Raw genomic sequence first — 26,265 nt, 5'->3', positions numbered from 1 at the left:
GATCATGGTGGACAGAAGCGGCCGGAATACCACGCGTACGGGCACTGAGCGCATCAGAAAGCTCGCGCAGGCGGCGCTTAACGCCGACGTGACGGTCGAGCAGGTCGACACCATCCTCGACGGGCTCAGCGACACCCTCGACGACCTCAACAACTCCACGGCCAATCTGGACGCCACACTCGAACGGTTCAACGAGACCATCAACCAGATCAACGCGCTGGCACCGCGACTCAACGCGGTGGTCGACCGGATGGAGGGCATCGTCACCCGAGTGGAGCGCCTCGTCGGCATGGGTGAGGTGGTCCTCGGTCCCGTCGCGGCGACCGAGAACGCCGTGCGCGGCGCGGTGAACGCGTTGCGCCGGACGGCCGGTATCTAGCCGCTGTTGCGCAACGCGGTGGCCAACCCGCTCATCGTGAGCAGGATGCCGCGCTGGACCCGCTCGTCGTCGTCACCCGAGCGGTAGCGCCGCAGCAGTTCGACCTGCAGGTGGTTGAGCGGCTCCAGGTAGGGGAAGCGGTTGAACACCGACCGGGCCAGCGCCGGGTTGTCGGCCAGCAGATCCTCCTGACCGGTGATCAGCTTGTGCATCCGGATGGTCCGCGCATGCTCATCGGCGATCTTGTCGAACACCCGACGCCGCAGATCCTCGTCCTCGACGAGTTCGGAATACCGTGCCGCCAACCCGAGGTCCGATTTGGCCAGCACCTGCGCCATGTTGGACAACACGGTGCGGAAGAACGGCCAGCGCCGGTAGAGGTCCTGCAGCACCTCGAGGCGATCGTCACCCTCTTCGATGTACTGCTCGAAGGCGCTGCCGGTGCCGTACCAGCCCGGCAGCATGACACGCGACTGGCTCCACGACAGCACCCACGGGATCGCCCGCAGGTCCGAGATCGACGTCGTCGGTTTCCGCGACGCAGGCCGGCTGCCGATGTTCAGCGCCCCGATCTCGCTCACCGGGGTCGAGGCTTTGAAGTAGTCGACGAAACCCGGTGTCTCGTGGACGAGTTCGGCGTAGGCACGCTGCGCACGCGCGGCGAGGTCGTCGAGCACCTCGTACGCGGGGCCCGCTTCGTCGCCGAGGCCTTCGACGTCGAGCAGTGTCGACTCCAGCGTCGCGGCCACCAGCGTCTCGAGATTGCGGTGCGCGGTACGCGGTTCGGCGTACTTGGCGGCGATCACCTCACCCTGTTCGGTGATCCGCAGCGAGCCGTTCACCGCGCCGGGCGGCTGCGCCAGGATGGCGTCGTAGCTGGGCCCGCCGCCGCGGCCGACGGTGCCGCCGCGACCGTGGAAGAGCCGCAACCGGATACCGGTCTTGCGGGCGGATTCGACGAGGTCGAGTTCGGCGCGGTACAACGCCCAGTTCGCGGCGAGGTAGCCGCCGTCCTTGTTGGAGTCGGAGTAGCCGAGCATGACCTCCTGGCTGTCCCCGCGGGCGGTGACCATGCCCCGGTACAGCGGAAGGTCGAGCGCCGCCTCGAGGATCGAGGCACCGCGCTGCAGATCGTCGATGGTCTCGAACAGCGGGACGATGCCCACCGGCGCGTACGGTTCGTCACCCGAGACATCGAGCAGCCCTGCCTCTTTCAGCAGGATCGCGGCTTCGAGCATGTCGGAGACCGACTCGCACATCGAGATGATGTAGTTGGGCACCGCGCGCGGGCCGAACACCCGCACCGCCCTGGCCGCGGCCCGCACGATGCCGAGTTCCTTCTGCGCCAGCTCCGACAGCTCGGCTCGTTCCGAGGTGAGCGGACGCCGGGTAGCCAGTTCGGCGATGAGCACGTCGACACGTTCAGGTTCGCTCAGCGACGCGTAGTCGTCGTGGACGCCCGCCCACGCCAGCAGTTCGGCGACGACCTCCTCGTGGACGTCGGAGTTCTGCCGCATGTCCAGTCCGGACAGGTGGAAACCGAAGACCCGCACGGCTTCCCGTAGCCGCAGCAGCCGGTCGTCGGCCAGCACCGCGCTGCCGTGGGTGCGCAGCGAGGCGTCGATGACGTCGAGGTCGGCGAGCATTTCCTCGGGCGCCTCGTAACGCTCCAGGCCGAGGTCGAGTTCGTGTTCGGGTTGTTCGTCGAGGACGTCGTGCGCGGTGGCCGTCAGCCGGGCGTGGATCACGCGCAGCGCGCGGCGGTACGGTTCGTCGGCCCTGGCCGATTCGTGGCAGGCGTCGGCGAGCGCGCCGAGACCGTCGGTGACCGGAACCAACCGCGCGGACATCGACAATTCCTGTTCGAGCGCGGTCAACTCGGTGAAGTAGTGCTCGAACGCGGTGTAGGCAGCGCGAGAGGTGGCCAGCCGCACCACATCCGCGGTGACGTTCGGGTTGCCGTCGCGGTCGCCGCCGATCCACGAACCCGGCCGCAGGATCGGTTCGGCCAGCAGGTCGGCGTCGGGCCACCGCGTCTGCAGCGCGGCGCGGACCTCGGCGTTGACGCGCGGGATGACGTCGAAGAACGCGGCCTGGTAGTAGCGCAGACCGGTCTCGATCTCATCCTGGATCTTCAAGCGTGACAACCGGATCAACGCGGTCTGCCACAACGTGAGGATGTGGCGGCGCAGTTCGAGCTCGACGTTGCGGCCGTCGTCGGTGGTGTCGTGACCGTGTGCGCGCAGCCGCATCAACTCGGTGATGCGGTGCTGGGTGTCGAACACCGTGCGCCTGCGGGTCTCGGTCGGATGGGCGGTGATGACCGGCGACACCAGCGCCCCTGCCAACGCGTCGACGACCTGCGCGGAATCCAGTTGGGCGGAATCGAGTTTCGCGTAAGTGGCGGCGAGGCTGCTGTTCTGGGGCGGTTCACCGGCGGCCACGTGGACGGCGCGGCGGCGTTCGCGGTGGATGTCCTCGGCGACGTTGGCGAGCAGGGCGAAGTGCGTGAACGCGCGGATGACCGGTATCGCGTCCTTGGCCTCGATCCCGTCGAACATGCCGGCCAGTTCGGTGCGGTCGATCTCGGAGCGGCGCACCCGGAACGATTCCACCCGCGCGCGCTCCACCAGGTCGAAGACGTCGTCGCCATTCTGTTCCCGCACCGTGTCACCGAGGATCGCGCCCAGCAGGCGGATGTCCTCGCGCATCGGTTCGGTGGCTTCGCGGCCGACTTCGGTACGGGTCACCGAGCCGATCGGTTCGAGTGCTTCTGGGAGGTCAGCCATGCGTTCCAGTATCGGTGTCCTGTGGACCCACCGCATCGTGGGCAGGTCCACAGGACGACTTGATCACGTTGTGTCAGACGCCGCTGTCGGGTTTGTCCGCGCCGGTGATGTCGCGCTCGTGCTGGGCGCGACGCGCCATCTCGTCGTCGTCGATGGGGCGCGGTTCCTTGGCGTGTTCGCGACGGTCGGGGTGCACCTCTTCGGTCGGCACCATCACGTCGCTGATATCGGGGTTGTCGTCTTGAGCCATGCTTGTTCGATACCCACCCCGCACCGGCGGCAACCGGCGTGTGAGAAAGGTCAGCTGTACTTGATCTGCAGCGCGACGCCGATGATCGAGACCACCCAGATGCCGACGACGAACAGGGTCAGCCGGTCGAGGTTCTTCTCGACGACCGTGGAGCCCGAGAGGCTGGACTGCACGCCGCCACCGAACAGGGTGGACAGACCGCCGCCCTTGGCACGATGCAGCAGCACCAGGAGCACCACCAGCAGACTGGTGACGATCAACGTGATCTGCAGCGCTAAAACCATGGGCGACAGCCTACCGTCCCGTTCGGAGTGGTCAGGGCAGGGGCCCGCCGGCGGCGATCGCCGACAGCGTCGCGAACTGCTCACCGTCGAGCGAGGCCCCACCGACGAGCGCACCGTCCACGTCGTCCTGCGCGACGATCTCGCCGACGTTCTTGGCGTTGACCGACCCGCCGTAGAGCACCCGCACGCCCGCAGCGAGCTGCGGCGACGCCAGGGAGCCCAACTCGTCGCGGATCGCCTTGCAGACTTCCTGCGCGTCGGACGCACCCGCCACCCGGCCGGTGCCGATCGCCCACACCGGCTCGTAGGCGATGACCGCCTGTCCGATCTGCTCGGAGGTCAGGCCCGCCAGCGAGCCGCGGAGCTGTTCGACGCAGTGCTCGACGTGGTTACCGGCCTCACGCACCTCGAGGTGCTCACCCATACAGATGATCGGCGTGATGCCGTGCCGGAACGCCGCGGCGGCCTTGGCGGCCACCACTTCGTCGCTCTCGTTGTGGTACGTCCGCCGCTCGGAGTGGCCCACGACGACGAAGCTGCAGCCCAGCTTGGCCAGGAAGGCCCCGCTGATCTCGCCGGTGTAGGCGCCGGAGTCGTGCTGGGACAGATCCTGCGCACCGTAGGTGAGTCGGAGCTTGTCGCCGTCGACCAGCGTCTGCACGCTGCGCAGATCGGTGAACGGCGGGATGACCGTCACGTCGACCTTGTCGAAGTACTTGTCGGGCAGTGAGAACGCGATCTTCTGCACCAGGGCGATGGCCTCGAAGTGGTTGAGGTTCATCTTCCAGTTGCCCGCTATCAAAGGCCTGCGTGCGGCTTTCGTCATTCCCTACCACCCTCCAACACCTCGATGCCGGGCAACGTCTTGCCCTCCAGATACTCCAGTGACGCGCCGCCCCCGGTGGAGATGTGGGAGAACCCGTCCTCGGCCAGCCCGAGCTGGCGTACGGCCGCGGCGCTGTCGCCGCCACCGACGACGCTGAACGCACCCTTACCTGTGGCACCGATGATGGCTTCGGCCACACCCTTGGTGCCCGCGGCGAAGGCGGGGAACTCGAACACACCCATCGGGCCGTTCCAGAACACCGTCTTCGCATTCGACAGCAGAGCGGTGAACCGCTTCACCGACTCCGGACCGATGTCGAGGCCCATCTTGTCGTCAGGAATGCGGTCGGCGGCAACGGTTTCCGGCTCTGCGTCCGCGGCGAACTTCTCGGCCACCACGATGTCGACGGGCAGATGGATCACGTCGCCGTAGTCCTCGAGCAACTTGCGGCAGGTGTCGATCATCTCCTCCTGCAGCAGCGAGGAACCCACCGAGACGCCTTGGGCGGCAAGGAAGGTGAAGCACATCCCGCCACCGATGATCAGGCTGTCCGCCTTGGTGGCGAGGTTCTCGATGACCGCCAGCTTGTCGGACACCTTCGACCCGCCGAGCACCACCGCATACGGGCGGTCGGTGGAGCTGGTGAGCTGTTCGAGCACCTTCACCTCGGCGGCCACCAGCGTGCCCGCGTAGTGCGGCAGCAGCGTCGCGATGTCGTACACCGAGGCCTGCTTGCGGTGCACCACACCGAAACCGTCACTGACGAACGCTCCGTCATCTCCGACGAGTTCGACCAGCGCCTTGGCCAGCTTGAGCCGCTCGGCGTCGTCCTTGCTGGTCTCCCGCGGATCGAAGCGGATGTTCTCCAGCAGCAGCACGTCACCGTCGGTGAGGCCCTCGGCACGGGCCAGCGCATCGGTGCCCACCACGTCCCCGGCCAGCTGCACGTGCCTGCCGAGTTGCTCGCCGAGCGCGGCGGCCACCGGCTTGAGCGAGTACTTCGGGTCCGGGCCGTCTTTGGGCCTGCCGAGGTGGGCGGTGACGATGACCTTCGCCCCTGCCTCGGCCAGCGCTTTCAGCGTCGGCACCGAGGCGATGATGCGGCCGGGGTCGGTAATCGACTCCCCGTCCAGGGGGACGTTGAGGTCGGAGCGGACCAGCACACCCCGACCCTCAACGCCCTCCTTCAGGAGATCGTCGAGCGTCTTGACGGCCATCGGGCGCTACAGCGACTTGCCGACGAGCGCGACCAGGTCCACGAGTCGGTTGGAGTAGCCCCACTCGTTGTCGTACCAGGAGACGACCTTGGCCTGGTTGTCGATGACCTTGGTCAGGCCGGCGTCGTACAGCGAGCTGTGCGGGTCGGTGACGATGTCGCTGGAGACGATCGGCGCGTCGTAGTACTTGAGGATGCCCGCCAGGGGTCCCTCGGCGGCGGCCTTCATCGCGGCGTTGATGTCGTCGACGCTGGCCGACTTGCTCAGCTCGGCGGTGAGGTCGGTGACCGAACCGGTGGGGATCGGCACGCGCAGCGCGTAGCCGTCGAGCTTGCCCTTCAGCTCGGGCAGCACCAGGCCGATGGCCTTGGCGGCACCGGTCGAGGTCGGCACGATGTTGATCGCGGCGGCGCGGGCGCGGCGCAGATCCTTGTGCGGGCCGTCCTGCAGGTTCTGGTCCTGCGTATAGGCGTGGATGGTGGTCATCAGGCCCTTGACGATGCCGAACTCGTCGTTGAGGACCTTGGCCAGCGGGCCGAGGCAGTTCGTGGTGCAGGACGCGTTGGAGATGATGTTCTGGCTGCCGTCGTACTTGTCGTCGTTGACGCCGAGCACGATCGTGATGTCCTCGTCGCTGGCGGGCGCCGAGATGATGACCTTCTTCGCACCCGCGTCGAGATGGCCCTGGGCCTTGTCGCGCTTGGTGAAGATGCCGGTGGACTCGACGACCACGTCGACGCCCAGGTCACCCCAGGGCAGGGCCGAGGGGCCCTCCTTGATCGACAGACCCTTGAGCGCGTCGCCACCGACGTTGATGGTCTCGCCGTCGACGGAGACGTCGAACGGGAGCCGGCCGAGGATCGAGTCGAACTTCAGCAGGTGGGCCAGCGTCTCGTTGTCGGTGAGGTCGTTGACCGCGACGATCTCGACGTCTTTGTTCTTGCCTTCGAGCTTCTGGGCCGCCAAGGCCCGGAAGAAGTTGCGGCCGATGCGGCCGAAGCCGTTGACGCCTACCCGGATGGTCACGTGGTTCCCCTGTCTGCCTGGCGGTGTATTGCTCGGTGATCAGCCTAGTGGGGCCGATTTGGCGACGCGCGGGCTGGTCAGTGCACGGCCAGACTCTGGTCGGCGTACGGATTGCCCAGCCATTTGCGCCGGATCTCCTGCAGCGTGCCCGCGTCTTCCAACTCCGCCTGAGCGACGGTGACGCGGCTGAGCATCTGCTGGTCGTGGCCGGCCACCGCGATCGCGACGTGTTCGATGGTCAGGCCCTGCTGCACGACGTCGAAGTCCCGTGAGTCCTTGGTCAGCGCGGTGAGCGTCGGAGCCAGCGCCACGATCGCGTCGCAGCCGTCCGCCTGGAGGCGGTCCTGCACGGTGACGGACCCGGGTTGCGACTGCGCGTACTGTTCGGCGCTGCTCCCCCGCTGCACGGCGACGGTGAGGCCGTCGAGATCGGCGACGGCGCGGATGTCGGGGTGCCGTGCGGCGTCGACCGCGAGCGCCTGGCCGGTGATCACGTAGGGCGGTGCGTAGGCGGCGCGGTCGTCGGTGGCGGTGAGGCCGCCGACCGCGCAGTCGACGTCGCCGGTGCTCAGGGCGTCGAGAACGCTGGCCGAGTCGGCATGGTGGACGAACTCGAGGCTGTCCCCCAGCGACTCGGCGACGGCCGTCATGAGGTCGATGTCGAGGCCGGACTCACCGTCGGCGTCGACGAACGGCGGATTCGAGACCACGATGCCGACTCGGAGAGTGCCCATAGGAGCCACGGTAGTCGCGGCCTGACGTCAGCAGACCGCGACGGTTTCTTCGGACGGCGCGCCGGTGCGGCGCCGCAGTTGCACAGCCGCGACGGCGATCGAGGCCGCCGACAGTGCAGTCGCGATCGCGAATGCGGGTGCGTAGGCCGCACCGTTGATGACCGCCCCCAGGACGGTGGCGCCGAGCGCCTGGCCGAACATCAACGCGACGAACAGCATCGCCGTCCCGGCCGCGGCGTGTTCCGCGTCGATCGCCGTGGTCCACAGGATGAGTGACGAGGTGGCGGCGGTGAACCCCCAGCCGAACGCGAAGCAGCCGAGCAACGCCGCGGCGGTGAGGTGCGGAACGATGGTGAGGAGCAGGACTGCGCCGGTCATCACGGAGACGGTGAGGATCCAGGACACCACCGGGCTGAGGCGGGCCAGAGCTTTGGCGGTCAGCAGCAGGGCGGCCGAGCCCAGGCCGAGCACGATCCATGCGGTGATGGTGCCGCGCTGCGAGCTGACGCCGGTGTCGACGAGCAGGCTGCGGCCGTACGTCCACACTGCGCTGGAGCCCGCGCCCATGAGGATGGCGGCGGCGATCGGTCCCGCGTGCGCGGCGACCCACCTGCCCGACGGGCGCGGCTTGCGCTCGGGCTGCGGTCCGGTCCCGGAGCGGTCGACGGCCAGGACGGCCACCGCGCATCCGGCGGTGAGCACGCCGATCAGCACCCACGTGAGGCGCCATTGCGGGAGCAGCAGCAGCGCGAGCGCACCCGCGGCCACCAGGCCCGGGCCCGTTCCGGCGTTGACCATCGACTGTGCGCTGTCGACGCGACGGGGTTCGACGTTGCGGGCCACGATGCTGACCAGCGCCGGGGAGGCGAGACCCGCACCGGCGGAGCTCAGGACTGCGAAGACGCTGAAGACCGCGACGCCGGGGGCCGCCGACATCCCCCACACCCCGCCGCAGGCGGTGACAGCGGCGGCCACGATGAGCACCCGCGGCATCCGGCTACCGAGGGCGAACCCGGCGGTCGCGGCTGCGCAGTAGAGCAGCGACGACGCCGAGAAGATGTAGCCGGCGCCTGCCGCGCCGAGGCCCAGGTCGGCCTGGATGTCGGGTAGGAACAAGCCGTACGCCAGTCGCACGAGGCCGTACATGGCGGCGATGAAGCCGGTTCCGAAGGCGATGACCCAGAGGTCCCGCCCGCCGACTAACGAAAACGATCGTTTCACTTCCGCCAGTCTAGGCTTAGCCCCATGCCGGTGCGCAAGAGCTCCGAGGACCGACTGCTGGATGCGGTCGACGACCTGGTGTTCTCGCGTGGGATCGAGTCGACTCCGGTGGATGCGGTGCTGGCGCGGGCGGGGGTGTCAGCGGCGACGCTGTACCGCGGCTTCCGGAGCAAGGAGGCGTTGATTGCGGCCGCCCTGGAGCGTCGCCACGAGCGGTGGCGTGAGGTGTGGGAGCGTGCGATCGCGGCCGCGCCCGATGACGAGGAGCGTCTGCTCGCGGTGTTCGATGCGGTCGACAGCTTTGCCCGGCGGCGCGACGGCGCGCGGTGGTGCGCCTTCCTCGGCACCGCGGCCGAGTACGCCGCCCCGCCCGCGGAGCTCGCCGACGCCGTCGCGCGCGATACGAAGTATCTGCGTAAGCGGTTGCGGGAGTTGGCTTCTCAGCTCCCGTGCGCGGACCCGAACGGGTTGGCCGAGGCGGTGCTGGTGGTGCTCACCGGCGAACTCGCGATGAGGCTGCGCGACACCCGACGCCGGCGGTCGACGGTGGGGCGCGGCATCGCGAAGACTGTCATCGCCGCGGCTGTGCCCGGTTCATAGCGCTCAGGCGCTACTTGTCAGACCCTCGCACTAGTGTTCGAACTATGGATGGAGGGTTCGGTACAACGGTCGACGACCTGGTGTCGGCCGTGGCTGAACTGCAGGCCGCCTCCGTCGACACCCTGACCCCCGCCGAGGCGCTCGCCGAACTCGACCGCATCAAGACCGCCCTGTGGGCGGTACCGGCCGTCGAGCATCGGTTGACCAGCCGGGTGATGGAAGCCGCGCCCAACGACTTCGGGGCCACCTCGCACAAACACCTCCTCGCCAACGCGCTGCGGGTGTCGCTGCGCGAGGCCGGCGAACGCCTCGCCGATACCCGGCAGCCGGGTCCGAGGCAGACGCTGACCGGGCAATTCGTGCGCCCCGAACTCCCCCACACCGCCACCGCGGTCGCCGAAGGCGCCATCAGCACCGCCCACGTGCGGATCATCCAGGACTTCATCAAGAACCTACCCATCTGGGTGTCGTTTGCCCGCCGCGACGACTACGAACGCGACCTCGTCGGGCATGCCCGAGTGCTGCGGCCCGACCAGTTCCGCAAAGTCGCCGAGGCACTGATGGGGTTCATCGACCAGGACGGCACCGAACCCGACCACGAGACCATGCAGCGCCGCCGCGAATTCACCCTCGGCCGCCAACAAGCCGACGGGATGAGCCGCATCTCCGGCTACATCACTCCCGAAGCCCGCGCCTACCTCGACGTCGCCCTCGAGAAATACGGCGCCCCCGGGGTGAACCTGCCCCACGACGACGCCGTGGTCGCTGAGGTCTCCGGCCGTGACGAACGCACCACCGGTCAACGCCACCACGACGCGCTGACCACCGCCCTGCGCCTGGCCATCGAATCCGGCGCCATGGGACAGTTGGCCGGCGTCCCGGCGACGATCGTGGCCAACGCCAACCTGGCCGACCTCGAACGCGGCACCGGGTGGGCGTTCACCGGCGGCGGCAGCCGCCTACCGATCCGCGACCTCATCCGCATGGCCGGTCGCAGTCGGCACTACCTGGCCATTTTCGACGACCACCACGAAGAGGTCCTCTACTTCGGCCGCGCCCGCCGGTGCGCCACTACAGCGCAGCGGTTGGCGCTCTTCGCCCGCGACCGGGGCTGCACCTACCCCCAATGCACGGTGCCGTTCTACGGCACCGAAGCCCACCACACCGACGACTTCGCCACCGGCAACGGCCAAACCAACATCAACACCATGGCCCTGGCCTGCCATCCCGACAACCTACTCATCGCCAACACCGGATACACCACCCAACGCCCCGGCGACGGCCGCACCTACTGGATCCCACCCGCCCACCAAGACACCGGCCAACCCCGCGTCAACAACCACTTCCACCCCCAGCGCTACCTCACCGACAACAACAACGACGATGACGAACCCGAATAATGTTGTGTGCGTGGGGTTCCGAGGACTACCCGGGGAGGACCGGCACGGTGCCGGCCACCATCAGCGGGCGCACCTCGGTCCAGGTCGGGTCGCCTTCGGCTGTCGAGGGCGACAGCTGAACCACGCCTCGGGCATCTGCGACGTACACCGTGGACGGGTTGGCGGCCACCGTGGTCACCGGCATGGCGAGGTTGCGGCTCGGCCCGTCGGAGTTCACCCCGTCGAGGTTGACGTAGGACACCGGGTGTTGCGGATCCGTCCGGCTGACCACGATGTCGTCACCGGTTCGCCAGGACAGGGACACGACCGTGTCGCCCAACCCGTATCCGAGGCGGCGCGGGTACGTCAGCGCGAACTGGCCGCCCTGGGTCTGTTCGACCGACGCGAGGATCACCTGGCCGCCGATCACCATCGCCGCGCGGGTGCCGTCCCGGGAGAGCTGCAGTTCGGTGATCGGGCCAGGGAACTTCATCGCGACCGGCCCGGCGTCGACGGGGAGCCGCGCCGGCTGCCCGGAGGCGTCCTGGATCACCCGGACCACGTTGGCGCCGTCGACGACCACCCACACCGCGTTGTCGAGCGACCAACTCGGGCGGGTGAGGCTGCGGCCTTCCATCGCCTGGTTGGCACGCCCGCCGAGCGGGCCGATCCACAGCGTCGACTGCACGTCCGGGGCGCCCGGCCGCAGCACCACCACCGAGGCGGCGTCCTGACCGCTGCGCGACAGGGCCGCCGACACCTGGTTCGGCGCCTGCCCGAACGAGCCCGGGACGCGCGGCGCCCGCTGTCCGTCGATCGAGACGAGCGAACCACCCACCAGGGCGTGCAGCCCCGCCGCGGCGCCGGCGAATGCGCCGGGGTCGGTGGCGGCGACATCGGAGGTCTCCCACCCGTCGGCGAACCGGTCGTCGAGCGGGGCGCCGTCGGCGTTGATCACGTACGGGCCGTTGATACCCGCGCGGTTGAGCGTCCAGATGATCTGCGCCGCAAGCAGTTGTCTGCTGTGCGGGTCGGTGGTCGACAGGTTCTCCAGGTCGATCCGTGCGCCGCCGTACCCCCGGCCGATACCGGTCTTGCCGCCGTCGGCGCGGGTGACCGGACCGCGCAGCCGCAGCGGCGGCGCCAGCAGGTTGCGGACGGTGTTGGCCATCTCGGGGCGCGCCCCGGACATCAATTTGGAGACCAGTTCGGTGGCCACCTGATCGGGATCGGACACCGCCACGTACCGCGGATCGGGGACGACCGTCGCGCCGGTCGGGTCGACGAAGTAGAGCGTATTGCGTTTGTAGGTGGACTGGAACTGCTGCCAGTCGAGGAACACCCCGTTCGGCAGCCGGTCGATGCGCCAGCCGTCCGAGGTCTTGACCAGTTCGATGGGGCCGGGGTCGGGCAGCGCGCCCGCCCCGGTCTCGAACACGCCCATGTCCGACAGCGAACCCAGGATGTCGGCGCGCATTCTCACCGAGACTCGTTCGGGCTCACGGGTTTCGACGAACACCACGCGGTCGATCAGCAGAGCGCTACCCGCATCGTCCCATTCCCGCGAGGCCGACTCGGTGAGGAACTGCCGTGCGGCGAGGTGGCGGTTCGCCGGATCGCCGGTGGCCTTGAGGAACTCTCGCAACAGGACGTCGGGGTCCATGCCGGGCGTCGGTTTGGGCAGGCTCGGCGGCGCGGGCCGGTCGACGGTGCCGATCGCCTGCGGCGCCGACGAATTGGGCACGCCGGCACATCCGGATACGACCACGGCCAGGACCAGCAGGCACACCACTGCCCAGAGACGTCTCACACCGTCTCCCCTGCCGGCTGCCGATCGCGTCCACCACGCTGCGGCGCGCGGTCGGGCGCAATGGGCTTCAGCGGCAACGGACTCGTCGTCACCTTGTGCCCGCGCACCAGCGGCAGCGTCAACCGGAAGCACGCACCGTTACCGGGCTCGCCCCACGCCTCCAGCCGACCCTGGTGCAGGCGGGCGTCCTCGATGCTGATGGCCAGGCCGAGTCCCGTTCCGCCGGAACGGCGTACACGCGAAGGATCCGACCGCCAGAACCGGCTGAACACCAACTTCTCCTCGCCCGGCCGGAGCCCGACCCCGTAGTCGCGGACCGTCACTGCGACGGTGTCCTCGTCGGCGGCCATGCGGATGCGCACCGGTTTGCGTTCGGCGTGGTCGATCGCGTTGGCGATCAGGTTGCGCAGGATCCGCTCCACCCGGCGCGGATCCACCTCGGCGATGACCTCCTCGGCGGGCTGGTCGACGATCAGTTCGACCTCCGCGTCCTGGGCGAGGTGGCCGACGTTGTCGAGCGCGCTGCGCACCGTGCTGCGCAGGTCGACCGACTCGACCGACAGTTCGGCGACACCGGCGTCGTGGCGGGAGATCTCCAGCAGATCGCTGAGCAGGGTCTCGAACCGGTCGAGCTCGCTGACCATCAGTTCGGTGGAACGCCGCAGCGCGGGATCGAGGTCCTCGCTGTGGTCGTGGATGAGGTCGGCGGCCATCCGCACCGTCGTCAACGGGGTCCGCAGTTCGTGGGAGACGTCGGAGGTGAAGCGGCGCTGCAGGTTCCCGAACTCCTCGAGCTGGGTGATCTGGCGCTGCAGGCTCTCGGCCATGTCGTTGAACGACACCGCCAGCCGGGCCATGTCGTCCTCGCCGCGCACCGGCATCCGCTCGGACAGATGCCCTTCGGCGAACCGTTCGGCGATCCGCGAGGCGGACCGCACCGGCAGCACGATCTGGCGGGCCACCAGCAGCGCGATCGCGGCCAGCAATCCGAGCAGCACGACACCGCCGGTGGCCATCGTGCCGCGCACCAGCGTGATCGTCGACTCCTCGTTGTTCAACGGGAAGATCAGGTACAGCTCGAGGTTGGCGACCTCCGAGGCCGTCGGGCTGCCGACGATGAGCGCGGGTCCGGAGAAGCCGTCGGCGTTGACGGTCGCGTACTGGTAACTGACCTGACCGGCCTTGACGAAGTCACGCAGCGCCTCGGGCACCTGGCTGACGGGTCCGGCCGCGGTGGCGGCGCGCGGGCCGTCACCGGGTACGACCAACACGGCGTCGTAGGCACCCGCGAGTCCGCTACCCGCGTCGGCCTTGCGGTCGATCAGCGTGTTGCGCGCCAACTGCAGGCTGCTGTCGAGGGAGCGCGACTCCTCGCCGCTGACGATCCCGCCCACGGTGCTGCGGGCCTGCTCGATCTCCTCGGTCGCGGCCTTGACCTTGACCTCGAGGATGCGGTCGGTGATCTGACTGGTCAGCACGAAGCCGAGCACGAGGATGACGGCGAGGGAGAGCCCCAACGTCAGGCTCACGACGCGCAACTGCAGGGAACGCCGCCAGACCAGGCTCAGCGCCCGGCCCAGCGCGGCGAGGCCGCGGATCAGCGGTCCCGACCGCCAGAAGCCACCCCGGATACGACGCCGTCCGCCGAAGATCACGGCCACCGCCGAGCGGTGAATATCACGGCCACGGCCGAGCCGTGCAGGATCACGGAGGTCCGGCCTTGTATCCCACTCCTCGAACGGTCAACACCACCTGCGGGTTCTCCGGGTCCTTCTCGACCTTGGCCCGCAACCGCTGCACATGCACGTTCACCAAACGGGTGTCAGCGGGGTGACGGTATCCCCACACCTGTTCGAGCAGCACATCTCGAGTAAACACCTGGCGCGGTTTGCGTGCCAGCGCCACCAACAGGTCGAACTCCAGCGGTGTCAACGAAATCTGCTCGCCCTGCCGGGTGACCTTGTGGGCGGGCACGTCGATCTCCACATCCCCGATCGACAGCAACTCCGCGGGCTCGTCCTCGTTGCGGCGCAGCCGGGCGCGCACGCGGGCGACGAGTTCCTTCGGTTTGAAGGGTTTCATCACGTAGTCGTCGGCCCCGGATTCCAGGCCGAGGACGACGTCGACGGTGTCCGTCTTCGCGGTGAGCATGACGATCGGCACACCGGAGTCCGCACGGAGCACACGGCAGACGTCGATGCCGTTCATGCCCGGCAGCATCAGATCCAGCAACACCAGATCCGGGCGCAGTTCCCGGACGGCGGTGAGCGCCTGGGTGCCGTCGCCGATGACGGCGGTGTCGAATCCTTCCCCGCGCAGCACGATGGTGAGCATCTCGGCGAGCGAGGGATCGTCGTCGACGACCAGAATCCTTTGCCTCATGGTGTCCATGGTGTCACCAGATCGCGATAAAACCCCGCTACCACGCAGGGCGTTTCTCCTGTCGCTGCTCAGGCGGTGAGCTTCCCGGTCAGCGCGACGGCGTCGACGTCGGCGCCGGTGACGATCCAGCGCCCGCACCAGTCGGCTCCAGCGAGCGCGCGATAGACCTCGCCGGTGCGCCGTTGCAGCCCGTCGTCGCGTTCGTATGCGTCGCGGGTCCGGTCGGCCTCCTGCGCTTCCCGACGTTCGGCGCGCGCGGCGGCGAGCTCCGTCGGTACGTCGAGCAGGATCTGCCAATCGGCGCGCGGCAACCCCAACCGGTCGTACTCCAGGGCGCGCACCCACTCGACCACCTCGCCGTCGCCCTGCTGGTGCAGGCGTGCCGCGCTGTAGGCGGCATTGGAGGCGACGTAGCGGTCGAGGATCACCACGTCGTAGGCCGCGGTCAGGTGGCCGATCTCGTCGCGGGCGTCGGCGCGGTCGAGTGCGAACAGCACCGCCATCGCGTACACCGATTCGGCGAGGTCGCCGTGCCCGCCGTGTAGCGCCTCGGCCGCCAGGTCCGCGGTGACCGAGCGGTGGTACCGCGGAAAGGCCAGCGTCGCAACCGAAAGACCAGTCCCCTCGAATGCCGACCGCATGCCGTTGGTCAGGGTCCGCTTGCCGGCGCCGTCGACACCCTCGATCGCGATGAGCACCCGGCGAGCGTATCCGGGCCCGGGCCGGTTGCGGGGGTCAGCCGTCGGGCGCGAGCCAGGCCAGCGCCGCTACTACCAGCGCCTGAGTCGCGGTGTCGAGAGTCGGCTGGATCACCGGCGCGAAGTTCGGCGAATGGTTCACCGCGATGTCCTGCTCGACGCGTCCGGCCTCGGCGGCACGGCGGAAGGCCGCCCCATCGATGCCGCCGACGCCCCAGTACGTGTAGGGCACCCCGAGCGCCTTCGGGATTTCGCTGAAGTCCTCACTGGCGGCGCCCTGCGGCATCTCCCAGCACTTGTCACCGAAGTAGGAGGCGAACGCGTCGTGGACGCGGGTCGTGGCGCCGGGGTCGTTGTCGGTGAGCGGGAATCGGTCGAACAACTCGAACTCCGGTTCCCGCGGCGATCCGGAGGCCACGCACTCGGCCGCGACGATCCGGCGGATCGCGTCGAGGACCGTGGTGCGCGTCCGGTCGCTGTAGGTGCGGATGTTCAACTGCAGCACCGCCCGGTCCGGGATGACGTTGCTCTTGCTGCCCGATTGGATGCTGCCGACGGTCAGCACGACGGGCTCTGTCGGGGCGACCTCACGCGAGACGACGGTCTGCAACCGCAGCACGATCATCGCGGCGAGCACCACCGGATCCACCGATGACTGCGGCATGGACCCATGAGCTCCCCTGCCGTGCACGGTGATTCGCATACTGTCCGCCGCGGCGAGGAACGGCCCGGAGTGGACGCCGACCATCCCGGCGGGTATCGGCAGCACATGCTGCCCGAGTGCCACGTCGACCGCAGGCAGCGCGTCCGCCAGGCCGTCGTCGACCATGGCCCGGGCACCGTCAGCAGTCTCCTCGGCCGGCTGGAAAAGGGCGACCACCGTCCCGTGCCAATGCTCGGTGCCGTCGGCGAACAGCTGGGCCGCCCCGAGTAAGGCAGTCACGTGAACATCGTGTCCACAGGCGTGCATCACCGGGACGTCGTGACCGTCCCTGTCGGTGCTTCGGACCGTGCTGGCGTAATCCAGACCGGTGTCCTCCGCGACCGGCAGCGCATCCATGTCGGCGCGCAAGAGCACGGTGGGGCCGGGGCCGTTGGCGAGCACGCCGACCACCCCGGTGCCGCCGATGCCGTCCTGCACGCGGTACCCCAGCCCACCGAGCCGGTCGACGACTCTCCGGGCCGTTCCGAACTCCTGATGCGACAACTCGGGGTGGGCGTGCAGGTCACGGTATAGCTCCTGCTGGCCGTCGCGGATATCCGCGAGCCCGGCGAGCAGCCGGTCGGCGGAAGTGGTAGACGTCACACTTCCGCGTATACCTGCTCAGTTCCGTCCGAAACCCAGGCCTTCCCAATGTTGGACGCCGCGGATGACCCTTCGAGGGCCTCCGCGGCACATTGGTGCATCGAACCCCCTTCGACCGCCGATAAGCTCTCAATCGCCGGCAGCGGCGTTTGCTGTGACCGCAACTCGCCATCGGCCTTGGCGAGATCCACGGATTCACCGTCGAAGCACAGCCTGATTCCTGGAGGTTCCGAATGGGGCAAGCAGTGGAAGTCGTCGTCTCGGAGCTGAACTCGGCATCGGTGCGGCTGGCCGATGCCGGGCAGCGCCTGCAGGACGGGCTGTCGAGTGTGGACCTCGAGGTCGACCAGCTGCTGGGGTCGGGCTGGAAAGGCGGCGCGGCGTCGGCGTTCGGCGGTGAGTGGGACAAGTGGCACAGCGGCGCGGGACAGGTCGTGCGCGGGTTGCAGACCATGTCGGATCTTTTGCGGATCGCCGGGCGCGAGTACGCGAAGACCGATGAACAGGCCGCGGGAGCGCTCGGCTCGTCGATGCAGGCGACGGGTACCGGCGGTGGTGCGTCGGGCGGGGGTGCGGCGACGACGGGCACCGCGGGCGCTGCGGGCGGCCCGGGTGTCGCCGAGTTGGCGCAGCAGATGAATCTGACCGAACCGGCGGCCGCAGCGCCTGCCGCGCAGCTCGGTCAGGCGCTGCCGACGGTTGCCGAGGCGGTGCAGGGGGCGGCCGGGCAGTCCACGCAGTTGGCCGGCGGACTGGCTCAACAGGCCGCCGCGCTGGCCCAGGAGATCGTCGAGCTGGCGCAGCAGGGTGACGACGAGCCGGGCGAGGAGCAGTTGTGACACAGCTGGTGGTGGACTTCTCGAAACTGCAGGCGGCGATCGACCACATGCGGGAGTTCCATCGGGATGTCGCCGAGACCCTGGAGGACGTCGACCGCACGATGGCCGCACTGCGCGCGACATGGCACGGTGAGGCGTCGGAGGCGCAGGCCCAGTCGCAGCAGCAGTGGGAGGACGGCGCCGAGCAGATGAACAAGGCGCTGGCGCAGTTACAGAAGATCGCGGACACGGCGCGCAAGAACTACTTGGACGCGGTCGCGAAGAACGGTCAGATGTGGGCGTAGGCCACGCGGGCTCCGGTGTGCGCATCGAGGTCGAACCGGACGCGTTGATCGACGCGGGCAAGCAGATCGGTTCCCTCGGTGAACAACTGGACGCGCTGTCGGACGCCGTGGGGCAGATCGTGTCGTCGGGCATCGCGTCGGGCACCGATCCCGCCGGATTGAACTTCGGGCTGCTGTACGGCGATCAGGCACAGGAGTTCGCCCATGCGGTGGCCGAGGCGGCCAACGCGTTCAAGTCCGTGGGCTACATGCTCGTGGCGACGGGTTACAACTACAAGAACGCCGACGCCTCGTCGACCGTGGGCGGTTCGGGCCCGACGGGCAGCGCCGGTGACCCGCCGGCGGAGACCAAGGCGGCCGACGCCGCAGCCGGACCTGATGGGACTGGCGTTCCGCCACCGACGAAGTGGCATCTGATCGTGCCGTTCCTGAACGTGATCCCAGGCGGGATGTTCGCCAGCGCCGCCTTGACGTGGCCGTCGGGCAGTCCCGGGAGGCTCCGGCTCGCCGCCCGACAGTGGGAGAACATCGGCAAAGGGCTGTCGATCTTCGACGACCTGCTCACCCCAATGAAAACCACTGTGGGTCAGCAGCAGATCCCCGAAGGCGAGCGCATCGGCCAAGCGCTCGACAACCTGGGCGGTGCGGTGACGAAGCTGTCGGATTCGGCCGGGATCCTCGCCACGCAGATCGACGATTTCGCCCGAGGCGTCGAGGAGACCCAGAACGCCATCCGCAGGCTGCTCGACAGGATCTCGCTCGGTGGCGCCTGGGACGTGGTGAAGGGCGTCTTCACCGGCGAGGCGGACGACATCCTGCGCGAAGTCGCGAACGACGTCGGCACCGTCCTCAACAACTTCCAGGATCAAGTCAAGGGCATCGTCGGCCTTCTCGGGCAACTGACGTCGGCCATCGGGGATGCGGTCACGTCGTTGCAGGAATGGGTACGGCCACACCTGGTCGAACTGCTCGGCGACGACGTCGGTAACGCCCTCGCCGACGTGTTCACCCTGTACACCGATTTCCAGGTGGGGTTGACGACGGGGTTGATCAACACGGTGGCGAGCACCGTCGCGCTGGCGGACCCGGACACCTGGAAGGGGATGGCCGACGTTGCGCTGTCGGTCGCGAGAGATCCTTCGACGGCGCCCGCAGTCCTGGCCAACATGGGCAAGGAGTTCGTCGCGTGGGACAAGTGGTCCGGTGACCACCCCGGCAGGGCGGCGGGTGAGGCGGCGTTCAACATCGGGTCGTTGTTCGTTCCTGGTGGCGCGTTCTCGAAGACGGGCACGCTGGCCAAGGGCTTGCGGACGACCCGCGGGCTGCTGAACGACGGCAAGATTCCCGGCCTGCGTGGACTCGGATCCGGCAACGGGACACCGAATCTCGACAACGTGCCGGACCTCGAGAGCGTGCGGTCGGGGGTGCCGAACGTTCCGGAGGTGCGGCCGCCGGGCATCCCCGAGTCGGTGTTGAGCCCGACGGTGCCGCACCGAACCGACGAACCGTCGGCCCCGCGTGGTCTCGAGGGGCCGGCAGGCCCGCCCAATCCGCCGGGGTCTGCGGCCACCACCCCAGATGGGGGTGGTGACGGTCCGACAGCGCGCGGCGGCGGCGACGGTCCGCCGCCACCGCCGCCCGGGACCGCTTCCGGCCCAGCGGATTCTGCTCCGGGTCGGACCGATGGACCGCCGTCGCAGTCGCCCGCTTCCGGTGGCTCGCCTGGACCGACGCATCCTGTCGATTCGCCGACGTCGCCTAATCCGACCGCTGCCCCAGATCAGCCCGCCGCGCCGCACACACCCGACGCCTCGAGCCTGGCCGCGCCGCACGACGCGCCTTCGCACGCGCCCAGCACGCACGAGTCTCAAGCTCCACAGGCCAACCACACACCCACCGGCGGAAGCCATTCCGATGCCGGCACCGCCCCACCGGCCAACATGCACGCCGGAGATCCTGCGCCGAGCCAGAACGGTTCGAGTGCAGGCGAATACAACGGCCGGGCGGATAGTCCTACGCACGCTCCCCCGGCTGAACATCACAACGGGCAGGATCGCCCGGTAGCGGATGCGAATGCTCCTGAGGCGCAGACGCATACGCCGAGTGACGGCAATGCCGGGCGGCATGACGCCGGCAATGGCAGTGCGCCGCCACCGGTGGGGATGGCTGGGGTCGGACCCATGGCAGCGCACGCGCCGGGGGCGACGCATACGCCGAGTGCGACGCACACTCCGGACGCGCCCGCGCGGACCCCGGAGGGGCGGGGACCGGAAACGCGGACACCAGAGTCGCGGGCGCCGGAGATCAGGTCCCCGGAGACCAGGGCGCCGCATACCGGTACGCCGGAAAGCCCACGCACGCAACAGCCTTCGGCTGCGGGTCCGACGCATACTCCGACGGCACCGGTGAGTCCTGCCGCGGCGGCACATACGTCGGGCGCAGGAAATCAACCGACACCCACCAGGCCGGAGCCACCGAGTCCGCGGCCGGACATCGAGAGGCGGGACGCGCCCCCTCCGTCGCATTCGACTACGCACGACACACCGAACGCCGCACCGAACGACCGCCCGGGCAGCCAGCCTGACCAGCCGAACCCGAACGACAACGCGGGCGGAAGTCAAGGACAGACGCAGCATTCACCGCTGTCGGGCAACCCGGCGGATGCGCGGACTTATGGACCGCACGAATTGAGGCCTGTAGAGGACCCTGCTTACCAGTCCGCCGTAGAGGAAGCGCTGCGGGATTCTGACGGCAATTTCGTCCGCCACGCCGACCCGCGTGTCAACGACTACGGGAACCTCGTCAACGACGGCGGTCCCACAGTTCAGGGGCGCTCCAACAATTGCCTGGACTGCTCGCTGTCGGCGTTGTCGTCCTTCCGAGGAGATCCGACAGTATCCGCACCTCGGTTCCCCGACCGACTGCCCGACGGCGAGATCGACCGGAATTCGGGTGAGCAGAGTGGGCTTCGCCGTGCAGCGGAGTGGATCGGCCGAGAGATGCTCGAGTTCCCAGGACGTAGCATCGCCGATCAGTTCAAAGCACTGCATCAGTACGTGGACAACCTGGGGCCAGGATCGGCCGCGTTGGTGCACAACGGCTGGCATGCACGCGATCTCGATACCGGTCACCACCTGTACCACCCCGACGGCTCTCCAGTGACCAACGGTTCGCACGCAACCGTGGTGGTGTATCCCGAAGACGCTGCAGGGCCAGTCTGGTGGGACCCTCAACAGGGCATCACGTCCGACCATCCGCCGGCATGGATGACCGAAGACTCGTCGTTCTTACATTTCACCCCGATCGAACCTGATCAAGGAGCGCACAATGGCGGAACTGCAGACCAGGGAACAAGCTCTGGCGTATCTGGCGGAGATGTCACCGACCGAGACGTTTCAGGTTCAACCGTTCCCGCACGGGTGGGTGTGCACGAAGATCTTGTCCCCGCAGCAGATGGCTTCGGGAGAGGCGGTGGGACTAGCGAGGCTGGTGATCGATTCGGAGACCGGGATCGTGTACGTGTACCCGAGTTGGTCGGAAACGATGGTGGCGGACGCGCACACGACCTTCAAGGAAACGGGGGTCAACCGAGCGGGTCGTCAGATCTATCCTCACCAATGGCGCATCACGATTCGACGGATGCGGGAGGACGAGGAGCGGATCGAGTACCAGATGACAGCGGAATCGCTGACCGATCCTCCGGAGCCGAACCAAGAGCATCCGTTGACGATCGACAAGCACACGTACCTCTGCAATCCGACGGACTGGTTGTCGAGCGTGGCGATGTCGCACGCGGAGTGGATGAGCCGGCAGAACCAGGGGGTGTGGCCGGAGCTGGACACGACCGAGGTGTAGGGGACGGCGCCACCCTGCCCGGCTCCATCCCCCCGGATAGTTCTCCCGCCTTCGCCGACGGCGGGGACGGTTCTCGCACGTACTCCTTGATGGACGAAACGTCGCACACGACGGCATACGCGCCCGAACAACTCGGCGACAACCAACGTGTTCTCGACGCGCTCGACCGCCACGGGATCAGCAAGAGCGACTTCGTCGACCTCATCAACAAGCCGACCGACAGTCTGACACCGGACCAACGCGACCTGATCAACGCCGTGCGCGACGATCTGCCTACGCCCACTCCCGACACTGTGATGCAGAAGGTGATTCCGCCCGCGCACTTCGACGAATCCGGGAACCTGGAGCAGAGCCGCGCCGACGACTACATCATGGAGAACTCGTACATCCGGCCGGATCGCGTGGGTGGCTCGGTCACTGTCGCCGACGACACGGCGCAGTTGTCATCGCCGCAGCAGATCCACGACGGCTTGCGCCTGGACTATCCCGACACACCCTTCGCTCCGCACGACCCCGGAACGCACCTCATTCGGTTCCAAGCCGACCCGGATTCGCCCGACTCATACGAAGTTCCGCGCAATTCGGACATGGGCGGCAGCACCGATTACGACGCGTGGGACGATCCGTTCACAGGCAACGCCTTCACCAAATCCGTTGACGATGTCATTCCCGAATACATCGCCAAAGACGTCAGGATGCGTGAAGGTGCCGAGATGTGGGAGGTACTCGATGATGGGACACAACGTCTGGTGGCGGTGCTCAACGGTCAGTCATGGATCCCGCAGGGGAACTGATGGCTGAATTCCCCGTCACCGGCGCAATAGCCGAGTACCGCGGACAGCGATACCGAGTCGCGTTCAGCGGCGACGACTGGGTAGCGCTGCGCGCAGACCCGGCAGACATCGCGGATGGATTCGAATCGGGCGAGTCCTCGGTCGGGCAGGGCCAGTACCGGCCGTGGGTGAAAGTCCCGCGCACTTCGCTCGACGGTCTGTTTCATGTACGTGCACAGGGAAAGTTGAACGGTCACACCGTTTCCCTCCAGGAGCGCTTGCCCGACGGAAGCGTCGAGGTCGAATTCGTCGGTCCTCCGCGGGTCGCCAAAGAACTCGGGTTGCGCGGAGACCAATTCATGGGATGGACGGGTACCGTCGCCCTCGAGGACCTCACCGACATCGAAGTCGAGGAAACCCGCCGTGCCTGAGCCAATCGTCTTACAGAAACTGCTCAACTCGAATACGGCTACGGCCATCGTCGAAAACGGTCATGACCAGGTCGGCGGCTACGTCACCATGGCATCAGAGGTAGCCGGCCTACGAACTCCGGCTGATCTTTTAGGCGCGTATGGGGTAACTGGAGCACCCGAATTCGTTGACGTCGTGCGCTTTTCGCAGCCTCGCTTGGCAACGTTCAGTGCACCGTCCGGCGGTGAGCGGCCATGGCACACGTTCGCGAACGGCTTCCTGGCCGGAGATTCGTTGGCCCAAGTGTGGATCATGGGCCGAACGCGCTACCCCTACGGCGCCGAGTACTGGCGGATCAGGTCGGACGGCGAGCAGAAGCGATTGTCCCGCTATGAGGGAGCCGCCCGCGGTTGGCATCGAGCTCGGCAGTGGCGTCCACCGAGTACGGTTGTCGGCACCATGGCGCGGTGGCGTGGCGGCGAGTTCCTTGCCGACGTCATGACCGATGGCGTGCTGCTGACACTGCTCGCCGCCGAGGCGCCACCGGGGTTCGAACAGATCCGGCCTGGCGCTTGGTCGGCGACCGTGCCATTGACGGAATGCGCGGTGTTCGAGCGGGTGTACACCGCCGAGCTCGACGGCATTCCCATCCGTTTGCTGCGCACCACACAAGGGCGCGCGGAGGTTTTATTGCTGTCGGATGACCCAGCGGACGCCGAACGAGTCGGCGCTCATTTCGCGGAGCCGGGAGTCTTCGAGTTGGCCGTCGAGGCAAAACGATTGGCGAACGTTCGAGGAGTCGAGAATCAACTGACTCCTGCCAGTCAGTGAGGGTGACACTGCTACGAGTGCTCGACGAACGACCGGCGTCGCGCGACCTCATCCCGACGAAGGAGCGCCATGGTTGAGCTGCAAACGAGAGATCAAGCGCTGTCCTATCTGGCACAGATGTCACCCACGGGGAGATTTCATGTCCAGCCGTTCAAGGACGGGTGGCTGTGCACAGACGTCCTGACTCCAGAGCAGATGGCGTCGGGAGATGCGACGGGACTAGCGAAGCTGGTGATCGATTCGGAGACCGGCGTGGTGTACGTGTACCCGAGTTGGTCGGAAACGATGGTGGCGGATGCGCACACAACCTTCAAGGAAACAGGGGTTAACCGGGCGGGACGTCAATTCTATCCGTATCAGTGGCACATCACGATCAATCTACGCTATGAGGACGATGAGCGGATCGAGTATCAGATGACAGCAGAATCGCTGACCGATCCCCCGGAACCCGTTGACCATCGAGAAGAACACATACCTCTGCAATCCGACGGACTATTTGTCCAGCGCGCGGCTATGTCGCACGCGGAGTGGATGAGTCGGCAGAACCAGGGAGCGTGGCCGGAAGTGGACACCACCGAGGTCTAGATGTCGACGACATACTGCGCCCTGCTCAGGCGCCGTCCGGAAACGAAACCAAGTCATTCCAGGTGTCCGTCGCCGGATGGCGCGTGATCACAACCGAAGGCGCGACCAATGTTTGACATTTTGCTGATCGACATACTTGGCGACGTCGATCAATCCGGACTCCGGCGGTTACGAGAGCATCTGCATCTCAGCGCGTTTGGGCGCTTGACCGACGAGTTCGATCAGCAATTCGGTTCCCGAACTATCGAGTGCCCGAGCGGGCATCGTGCGAAGATCGTGCTCTACCGTGAATTCGATTGGTCGTGGCAAGTCCAAGTAGTTGCCAGCACGGCTTCTTCGGCCGACGAACTCGCGTCTCTCAAAGCCGAGCTGCTCAGTGGTATCAGGGCGGCGAACTATTCGGCGAAAGTGGAATACGAATCACCACCAGCCAGTACGCGATCGACCACCCGCGACGGTGAGAGATGAATTTGAGTGAACCCAGTGGACACTCCCTACGTTTCGCGATGCGACCGAGAGTCGCCTCGTCAGGTGACCGTGCCAGCAGATATCACCGGCGATATCGCTTCTTGGAGTCGCATCGTGCTCACTTCATGTGACAGATGTGACTGCTGCGACCCACAGACGATCAACCCGCGGTTGGAGAGTGCGGCGTGGTCGGACGCACGACTCCGTCCCGGCGTGAGACTGCTGTGATCTTGAAACCGAGCGAAGAGTCCGTGGGACTTCACGCTCTATGGGACAGACGAGGGAACCTCGGTTATAAAGTCATGTTCAGCGAAGGCGTCTACAAAGGTGGACAGAGGCCGCTACTTTCTCATCGACCAACTATTGAACTCCGCGGACGTTGAACACCTCGGGCAGATCGCCGCCGAGATTCGCGAGGACTACCCCAATGTCACCTACCCGCAGCTCGATCCGTCCGACTTGCACGTCGAGAAGTGAGGTGTCGCAGTGAATGAGAGTGAGCTGGTGCGAGCCCTCGCCACAATCGGCATTCCGCGGGACGTGCTCGCGATCGGCGGCCGCGCGGACTACTCATGGTGTCTCGAACGATCGGCCGACGGGATGTGGGAGGTCTATTGGTATGAGCGCGGCGCGAAGAACAGCCTCGTCCGACTGAACTCGGAAGCGGACGCATGCTTCCAGCTGCTGGGCCGCATGACCTACAGCCAACTGCTCGCAGACGCCATCGCATTCAAGGCCGCGGACCAATGAGAGCACCAGAGATCGCAAATGCGCTGATGTCACGTCTCCGAAAAGGCCACGGACTTTCCGTGCCGTACGCGCGCAGATGGGAGATCGGTGGATGCGAACCACTTCACTCGGTACGCGCACAATCCGATGGAGTCAGAGTCTTATCCGAGGGATTGGAACGTCTCGCCCGGCCGCTGACGCCGATGAACGACGGCCTGCTCGTCGGCGAAGCTCCCGACGCGCTGTGGGTCGCAATCAGCCGCGATACCGGCGGTGACGGTCCACCCGACGCCTTCCTGTTGGGCCGTTACGGTGACCGGCACGCTCAGTACATCGGCAACACACCGGGCGTCATCATCAAACTTCTCGCGGGAGTCCAGCGGCCGGTGGATGTGTCGCCGATCGGGCCCGATCTACAAGTAGGGTTCCCCGGTCTGAGGGACCGCGAGCTCACTTACGTCGGCAGCTGGCAATGGGGCATCCATGGCGAGGCGCGCGACGACGAGTTCGTTCGCCGTGCTGCCGCCGCGACGCTGTCCGTCATCCGCGCCAACACGGAGTAAGTCATCGGGACAGGACGCCCCCGCGG

The 26,265-nt window shown here is 67.3% G+C and carries 27 protein-coding genes; 13 read left to right on the top strand and 14 right to left on the bottom strand.

The genetic code is table 11. The features are described from left to right. Positions 1-4: 4 nt before the first annotated feature. A complete protein-coding gene (locus AU194_RS02540) occupies positions 5-379 on the top strand; it encodes a hypothetical protein (protein ID WP_059087689.1) in 375 nt (124 codons plus the stop codon). Here AU194_RS02540 and ppc read toward each other — a convergent pair. The 8 genes from ppc to AU194_RS02505 form a co-directional block, all read right to left on the bottom strand. Next, the gene (gene ppc / locus AU194_RS02535; RefSeq protein ID WP_059087645.1) at positions 376-3,168 is read right to left on the bottom strand and encodes a phosphoenolpyruvate carboxylase; all 2,793 of its coding nucleotides are present in this window, start codon (positions 3,166-3,168) and stop codon (positions 376-378) included. The genes AU194_RS02540 and ppc overlap by 4 nt on opposite strands. Positions 3,169-3,241: 73 nt before the next feature. After that, positions 3,242-3,418, bottom strand: coding sequence for a hypothetical protein (locus tag AU194_RS32110; RefSeq protein ID WP_197417489.1), 177 nt, complete (start codon positions 3,416-3,418; stop codon positions 3,242-3,244). A gap of 50 nt (positions 3,419-3,468) precedes the next feature. Further along, positions 3,469-3,702, bottom strand: a complete 234-nt coding sequence (secG, locus tag AU194_RS02530; RefSeq protein ID WP_059087644.1) for a preprotein translocase subunit SecG — start codon at positions 3,700-3,702, stop codon at positions 3,469-3,471. A gap of 31 nt (positions 3,703-3,733) precedes the next feature. Then, the gene (gene tpiA, locus AU194_RS02525; RefSeq protein ID WP_059087643.1) at positions 3,734-4,528 is read right to left on the bottom strand and encodes a triose-phosphate isomerase; all 795 of its coding nucleotides are present in this window, start codon (positions 4,526-4,528) and stop codon (positions 3,734-3,736) included. Continuing rightward, positions 4,525-5,745, bottom strand: coding sequence for a phosphoglycerate kinase (pgk, locus tag AU194_RS02520; RefSeq protein ID WP_059087642.1), 1,221 nt, complete (start codon positions 5,743-5,745; stop codon positions 4,525-4,527). Before pgk ends, tpiA begins: the two co-directional genes overlap by 4 nt. Positions 5,746-5,751: 6 nt before the next feature. Then, a complete protein-coding gene (gene gap, locus AU194_RS02515; RefSeq protein WP_059087641.1) occupies positions 5,752-6,771 on the bottom strand; it encodes a type I glyceraldehyde-3-phosphate dehydrogenase in 1,020 nt (339 codons plus the stop codon). A 77-nt stretch (positions 6,772-6,848) separates the two neighbouring features. Further along, positions 6,849-7,505: an ABC transporter substrate-binding protein gene (locus AU194_RS02510; protein WP_059087640.1), complete on the bottom strand. Its 657-nt coding sequence runs from the start codon at positions 7,503-7,505 to the stop codon at positions 6,849-6,851. A 27-nt stretch (positions 7,506-7,532) separates the two neighbouring features. Continuing rightward, a complete protein-coding gene (locus tag AU194_RS02505) occupies positions 7,533-8,726 on the bottom strand; it encodes an MFS transporter (protein WP_059087639.1) in 1,194 nt (397 codons plus the stop codon). A 24-nt stretch (positions 8,727-8,750) separates the two neighbouring features. On the opposite strand from AU194_RS02505, the gene AU194_RS02500 reads away from it, so the two are divergent. Both AU194_RS02500 and AU194_RS02495 read left to right on the top strand, forming a co-directional pair. Next, positions 8,751-9,326: a TetR/AcrR family transcriptional regulator gene (locus AU194_RS02500; RefSeq protein WP_059087638.1), complete on the top strand. Its 576-nt coding sequence runs from the start codon at positions 8,751-8,753 to the stop codon at positions 9,324-9,326. Between the two features lie 44 nt (positions 9,327-9,370). Beyond that, a complete protein-coding gene (locus AU194_RS02495) occupies positions 9,371-10,726 on the top strand; it encodes an HNH endonuclease signature motif containing protein (protein ID WP_059087637.1) in 1,356 nt (451 codons plus the stop codon). Between the two features lie 25 nt (positions 10,727-10,751). Here AU194_RS02495 and lpqB read toward each other — a convergent pair whose 3' ends face one another. The 6 genes from lpqB to AU194_RS02465 are packed head-to-tail and all read right to left on the bottom strand — an operon-like array spanning position 10,752 to position 17,092. Beyond that, positions 10,752-12,497: an MtrAB system accessory lipoprotein LpqB gene (lpqB, locus tag AU194_RS02490; protein WP_197417496.1), complete on the bottom strand. Its 1,746-nt coding sequence runs from the start codon at positions 12,495-12,497 to the stop codon at positions 10,752-10,754. A gap of 14 nt (positions 12,498-12,511) precedes the next feature. Beyond that, positions 12,512-14,170 (bottom strand): MtrAB system histidine kinase MtrB, encoded by a 1,659-nt coding sequence (gene mtrB, locus AU194_RS02485; RefSeq protein WP_059087688.1) that lies wholly within the window; start codon positions 14,168-14,170, stop codon positions 12,512-12,514. 49 nt (positions 14,171-14,219) lie between these two features. Beyond that, positions 14,220-14,906: a two-component system response regulator MtrA gene (gene mtrA / locus AU194_RS02480; protein WP_059087635.1), complete on the bottom strand. Its 687-nt coding sequence runs from the start codon at positions 14,904-14,906 to the stop codon at positions 14,220-14,222. A 59-nt stretch (positions 14,907-14,965) separates the two neighbouring features. Next, positions 14,966-15,595, bottom strand: a complete 630-nt coding sequence (locus AU194_RS02475) for a dTMP kinase (protein WP_059087634.1) — start codon at positions 15,593-15,595, stop codon at positions 14,966-14,968. 37 nt (positions 15,596-15,632) lie between these two features. Then, positions 15,633-16,901 carry an amidohydrolase gene (locus tag AU194_RS02470; RefSeq protein ID WP_059087633.1) on the bottom strand — a complete coding sequence of 423 codons (1,269 nt, stop codon included), beginning with the start codon at positions 16,899-16,901 and terminating at the stop codon, positions 15,633-15,635. Next, positions 16,898-17,092 (bottom strand): hypothetical protein, encoded by a 195-nt coding sequence (locus AU194_RS02465; protein ID WP_059087632.1) that lies wholly within the window; start codon positions 17,090-17,092, stop codon positions 16,898-16,900. Before AU194_RS02465 ends, AU194_RS02470 begins: the two co-directional genes overlap by 4 nt. Positions 17,093-17,134: 42 nt before the next feature. Here AU194_RS02465 and AU194_RS02460 point away from each other — a divergent pair, with 42 nt between their 5' ends. From AU194_RS02460 to AU194_RS02400, 10 genes are all read left to right on the top strand, one after another. Continuing rightward, positions 17,135-17,740, top strand: a complete 606-nt coding sequence (locus tag AU194_RS02460) for a WXG100 family type VII secretion target (protein WP_082698445.1) — start codon at positions 17,135-17,137, stop codon at positions 17,738-17,740. Beyond that, complete coding sequence (locus AU194_RS02455; protein WP_082698444.1) at positions 17,737-18,024, top strand: WXG100 family type VII secretion target; 288 nt, start codon at positions 17,737-17,739, stop codon at positions 18,022-18,024. The genes AU194_RS02460 and AU194_RS02455 overlap by 4 nt, the downstream gene beginning before the upstream one ends. 17 nt (positions 18,025-18,041) lie before the next feature. Further along, positions 18,042-22,673, top strand: a complete 4,632-nt coding sequence (locus AU194_RS30890) for a toxin glutamine deamidase domain-containing protein (protein ID WP_231743128.1) — start codon at positions 18,042-18,044, stop codon at positions 22,671-22,673. Then, positions 22,673-23,083, top strand: coding sequence for a hypothetical protein (locus AU194_RS02420; RefSeq protein ID WP_231743127.1), 411 nt, complete (start codon positions 22,673-22,675; stop codon positions 23,081-23,083). The genes AU194_RS30890 and AU194_RS02420 overlap by 1 nt, the downstream gene beginning before the upstream one ends. Further along, on the top strand, positions 23,076-23,894 hold the full coding sequence (locus tag AU194_RS02415) for a hypothetical protein (RefSeq protein WP_059087625.1): 819 nt from the start codon (positions 23,076-23,078) through the stop codon (positions 23,892-23,894). Before AU194_RS02420 ends, AU194_RS02415 begins: the two co-directional genes overlap by 8 nt. 69 nt (positions 23,895-23,963) lie before the next feature. Next, positions 23,964-24,479, top strand: coding sequence for a hypothetical protein (locus AU194_RS02410; protein ID WP_059087624.1), 516 nt, complete (start codon positions 23,964-23,966; stop codon positions 24,477-24,479). Positions 24,480-24,587: 108 nt separating this feature from the next. Then, on the top strand, positions 24,588-24,947 hold the full coding sequence (locus AU194_RS30885) for a hypothetical protein (protein WP_082698442.1): 360 nt from the start codon (positions 24,588-24,590) through the stop codon (positions 24,945-24,947). A 327-nt stretch (positions 24,948-25,274) separates the two neighbouring features. After that, positions 25,275-25,424, top strand: coding sequence for a hypothetical protein (locus AU194_RS31595; protein ID WP_157575859.1), 150 nt, complete (start codon positions 25,275-25,277; stop codon positions 25,422-25,424). Positions 25,425-25,433: 9 nt separating this feature from the next. Beyond that, a complete protein-coding gene (locus tag AU194_RS02405) occupies positions 25,434-25,697 on the top strand; it encodes a hypothetical protein (RefSeq protein ID WP_059087623.1) in 264 nt (87 codons plus the stop codon). Between the two features lie 182 nt (positions 25,698-25,879). Continuing rightward, positions 25,880-26,239 (top strand): hypothetical protein, encoded by a 360-nt coding sequence (locus tag AU194_RS02400; protein WP_157575858.1) that lies wholly within the window; start codon positions 25,880-25,882, stop codon positions 26,237-26,239. Positions 26,240-26,265: the final 26 nt, after the last annotated feature.

The sequence above is a fragment of the Mycobacterium sp. GA-2829 genome (assembly GCF_001499965.1).
Classification (GTDB): Bacteria; Actinomycetota; Actinomycetes; order Mycobacteriales; family Mycobacteriaceae; genus Mycobacterium.
Note: the sequence above shows the minus strand (reverse complement) of the source record. Positions and strands in the feature narration are given on the sequence as shown.

Coding starts and splice junctions, on each gene's coding strand:
- AU194_RS02540 (WP_059087689.1), top strand. CDS start 5: ATGGTGGACAGAAGCGGCCGGAATACCACGCGTACGGGCACTGAGCGC.
- ppc (WP_059087645.1), bottom strand. CDS start 3,168: ATGGCTGACCTCCCAGAAGCACTCGAACCGATCGGCTCGGTGACCCGT.
- AU194_RS32110 (WP_197417489.1), bottom strand. CDS start 3,418: ATGGCTCAAGACGACAACCCCGATATCAGCGACGTGATGGTGCCGACC.
- secG (WP_059087644.1), bottom strand. CDS start 3,702: ATGGTTTTAGCGCTGCAGATCACGTTGATCGTCACCAGTCTGCTGGTG.
- tpiA (WP_059087643.1), bottom strand. CDS start 4,528: ATGACGAAAGCCGCACGCAGGCCTTTGATAGCGGGCAACTGGAAGATG.
- pgk (WP_059087642.1), bottom strand. CDS start 5,745: ATGGCCGTCAAGACGCTCGACGATCTCCTGAAGGAGGGCGTTGAGGGT.
- AU194_RS02510 (WP_059087640.1), bottom strand. CDS start 7,505: ATGGGCACTCTCCGAGTCGGCATCGTGGTCTCGAATCCGCCGTTCGTC.
- AU194_RS02500 (WP_059087638.1), top strand. CDS start 8,751: ATGCCGGTGCGCAAGAGCTCCGAGGACCGACTGCTGGATGCGGTCGAC.
- AU194_RS02495 (WP_059087637.1), top strand. CDS start 9,371: ATGGATGGAGGGTTCGGTACAACGGTCGACGACCTGGTGTCGGCCGTG.
- mtrA (WP_059087635.1), bottom strand. CDS start 14,906: ATGGACACCATGAGGCAAAGGATTCTGGTCGTCGACGACGATCCCTCG.
- AU194_RS02460 (WP_082698445.1), top strand. CDS start 17,135: ATGGGGCAAGCAGTGGAAGTCGTCGTCTCGGAGCTGAACTCGGCATCG.
- AU194_RS02420 (WP_231743127.1), top strand. CDS start 22,673: ATGGCTGAATTCCCCGTCACCGGCGCAATAGCCGAGTACCGCGGACAG.
- AU194_RS02410 (WP_059087624.1), top strand. CDS start 23,964: ATGGTTGAGCTGCAAACGAGAGATCAAGCGCTGTCCTATCTGGCACAG.
- AU194_RS30885 (WP_082698442.1), top strand. CDS start 24,588: ATGTTTGACATTTTGCTGATCGACATACTTGGCGACGTCGATCAATCC.
- AU194_RS02400 (WP_157575858.1), top strand. CDS start 25,880: ATGAACGACGGCCTGCTCGTCGGCGAAGCTCCCGACGCGCTGTGGGTC.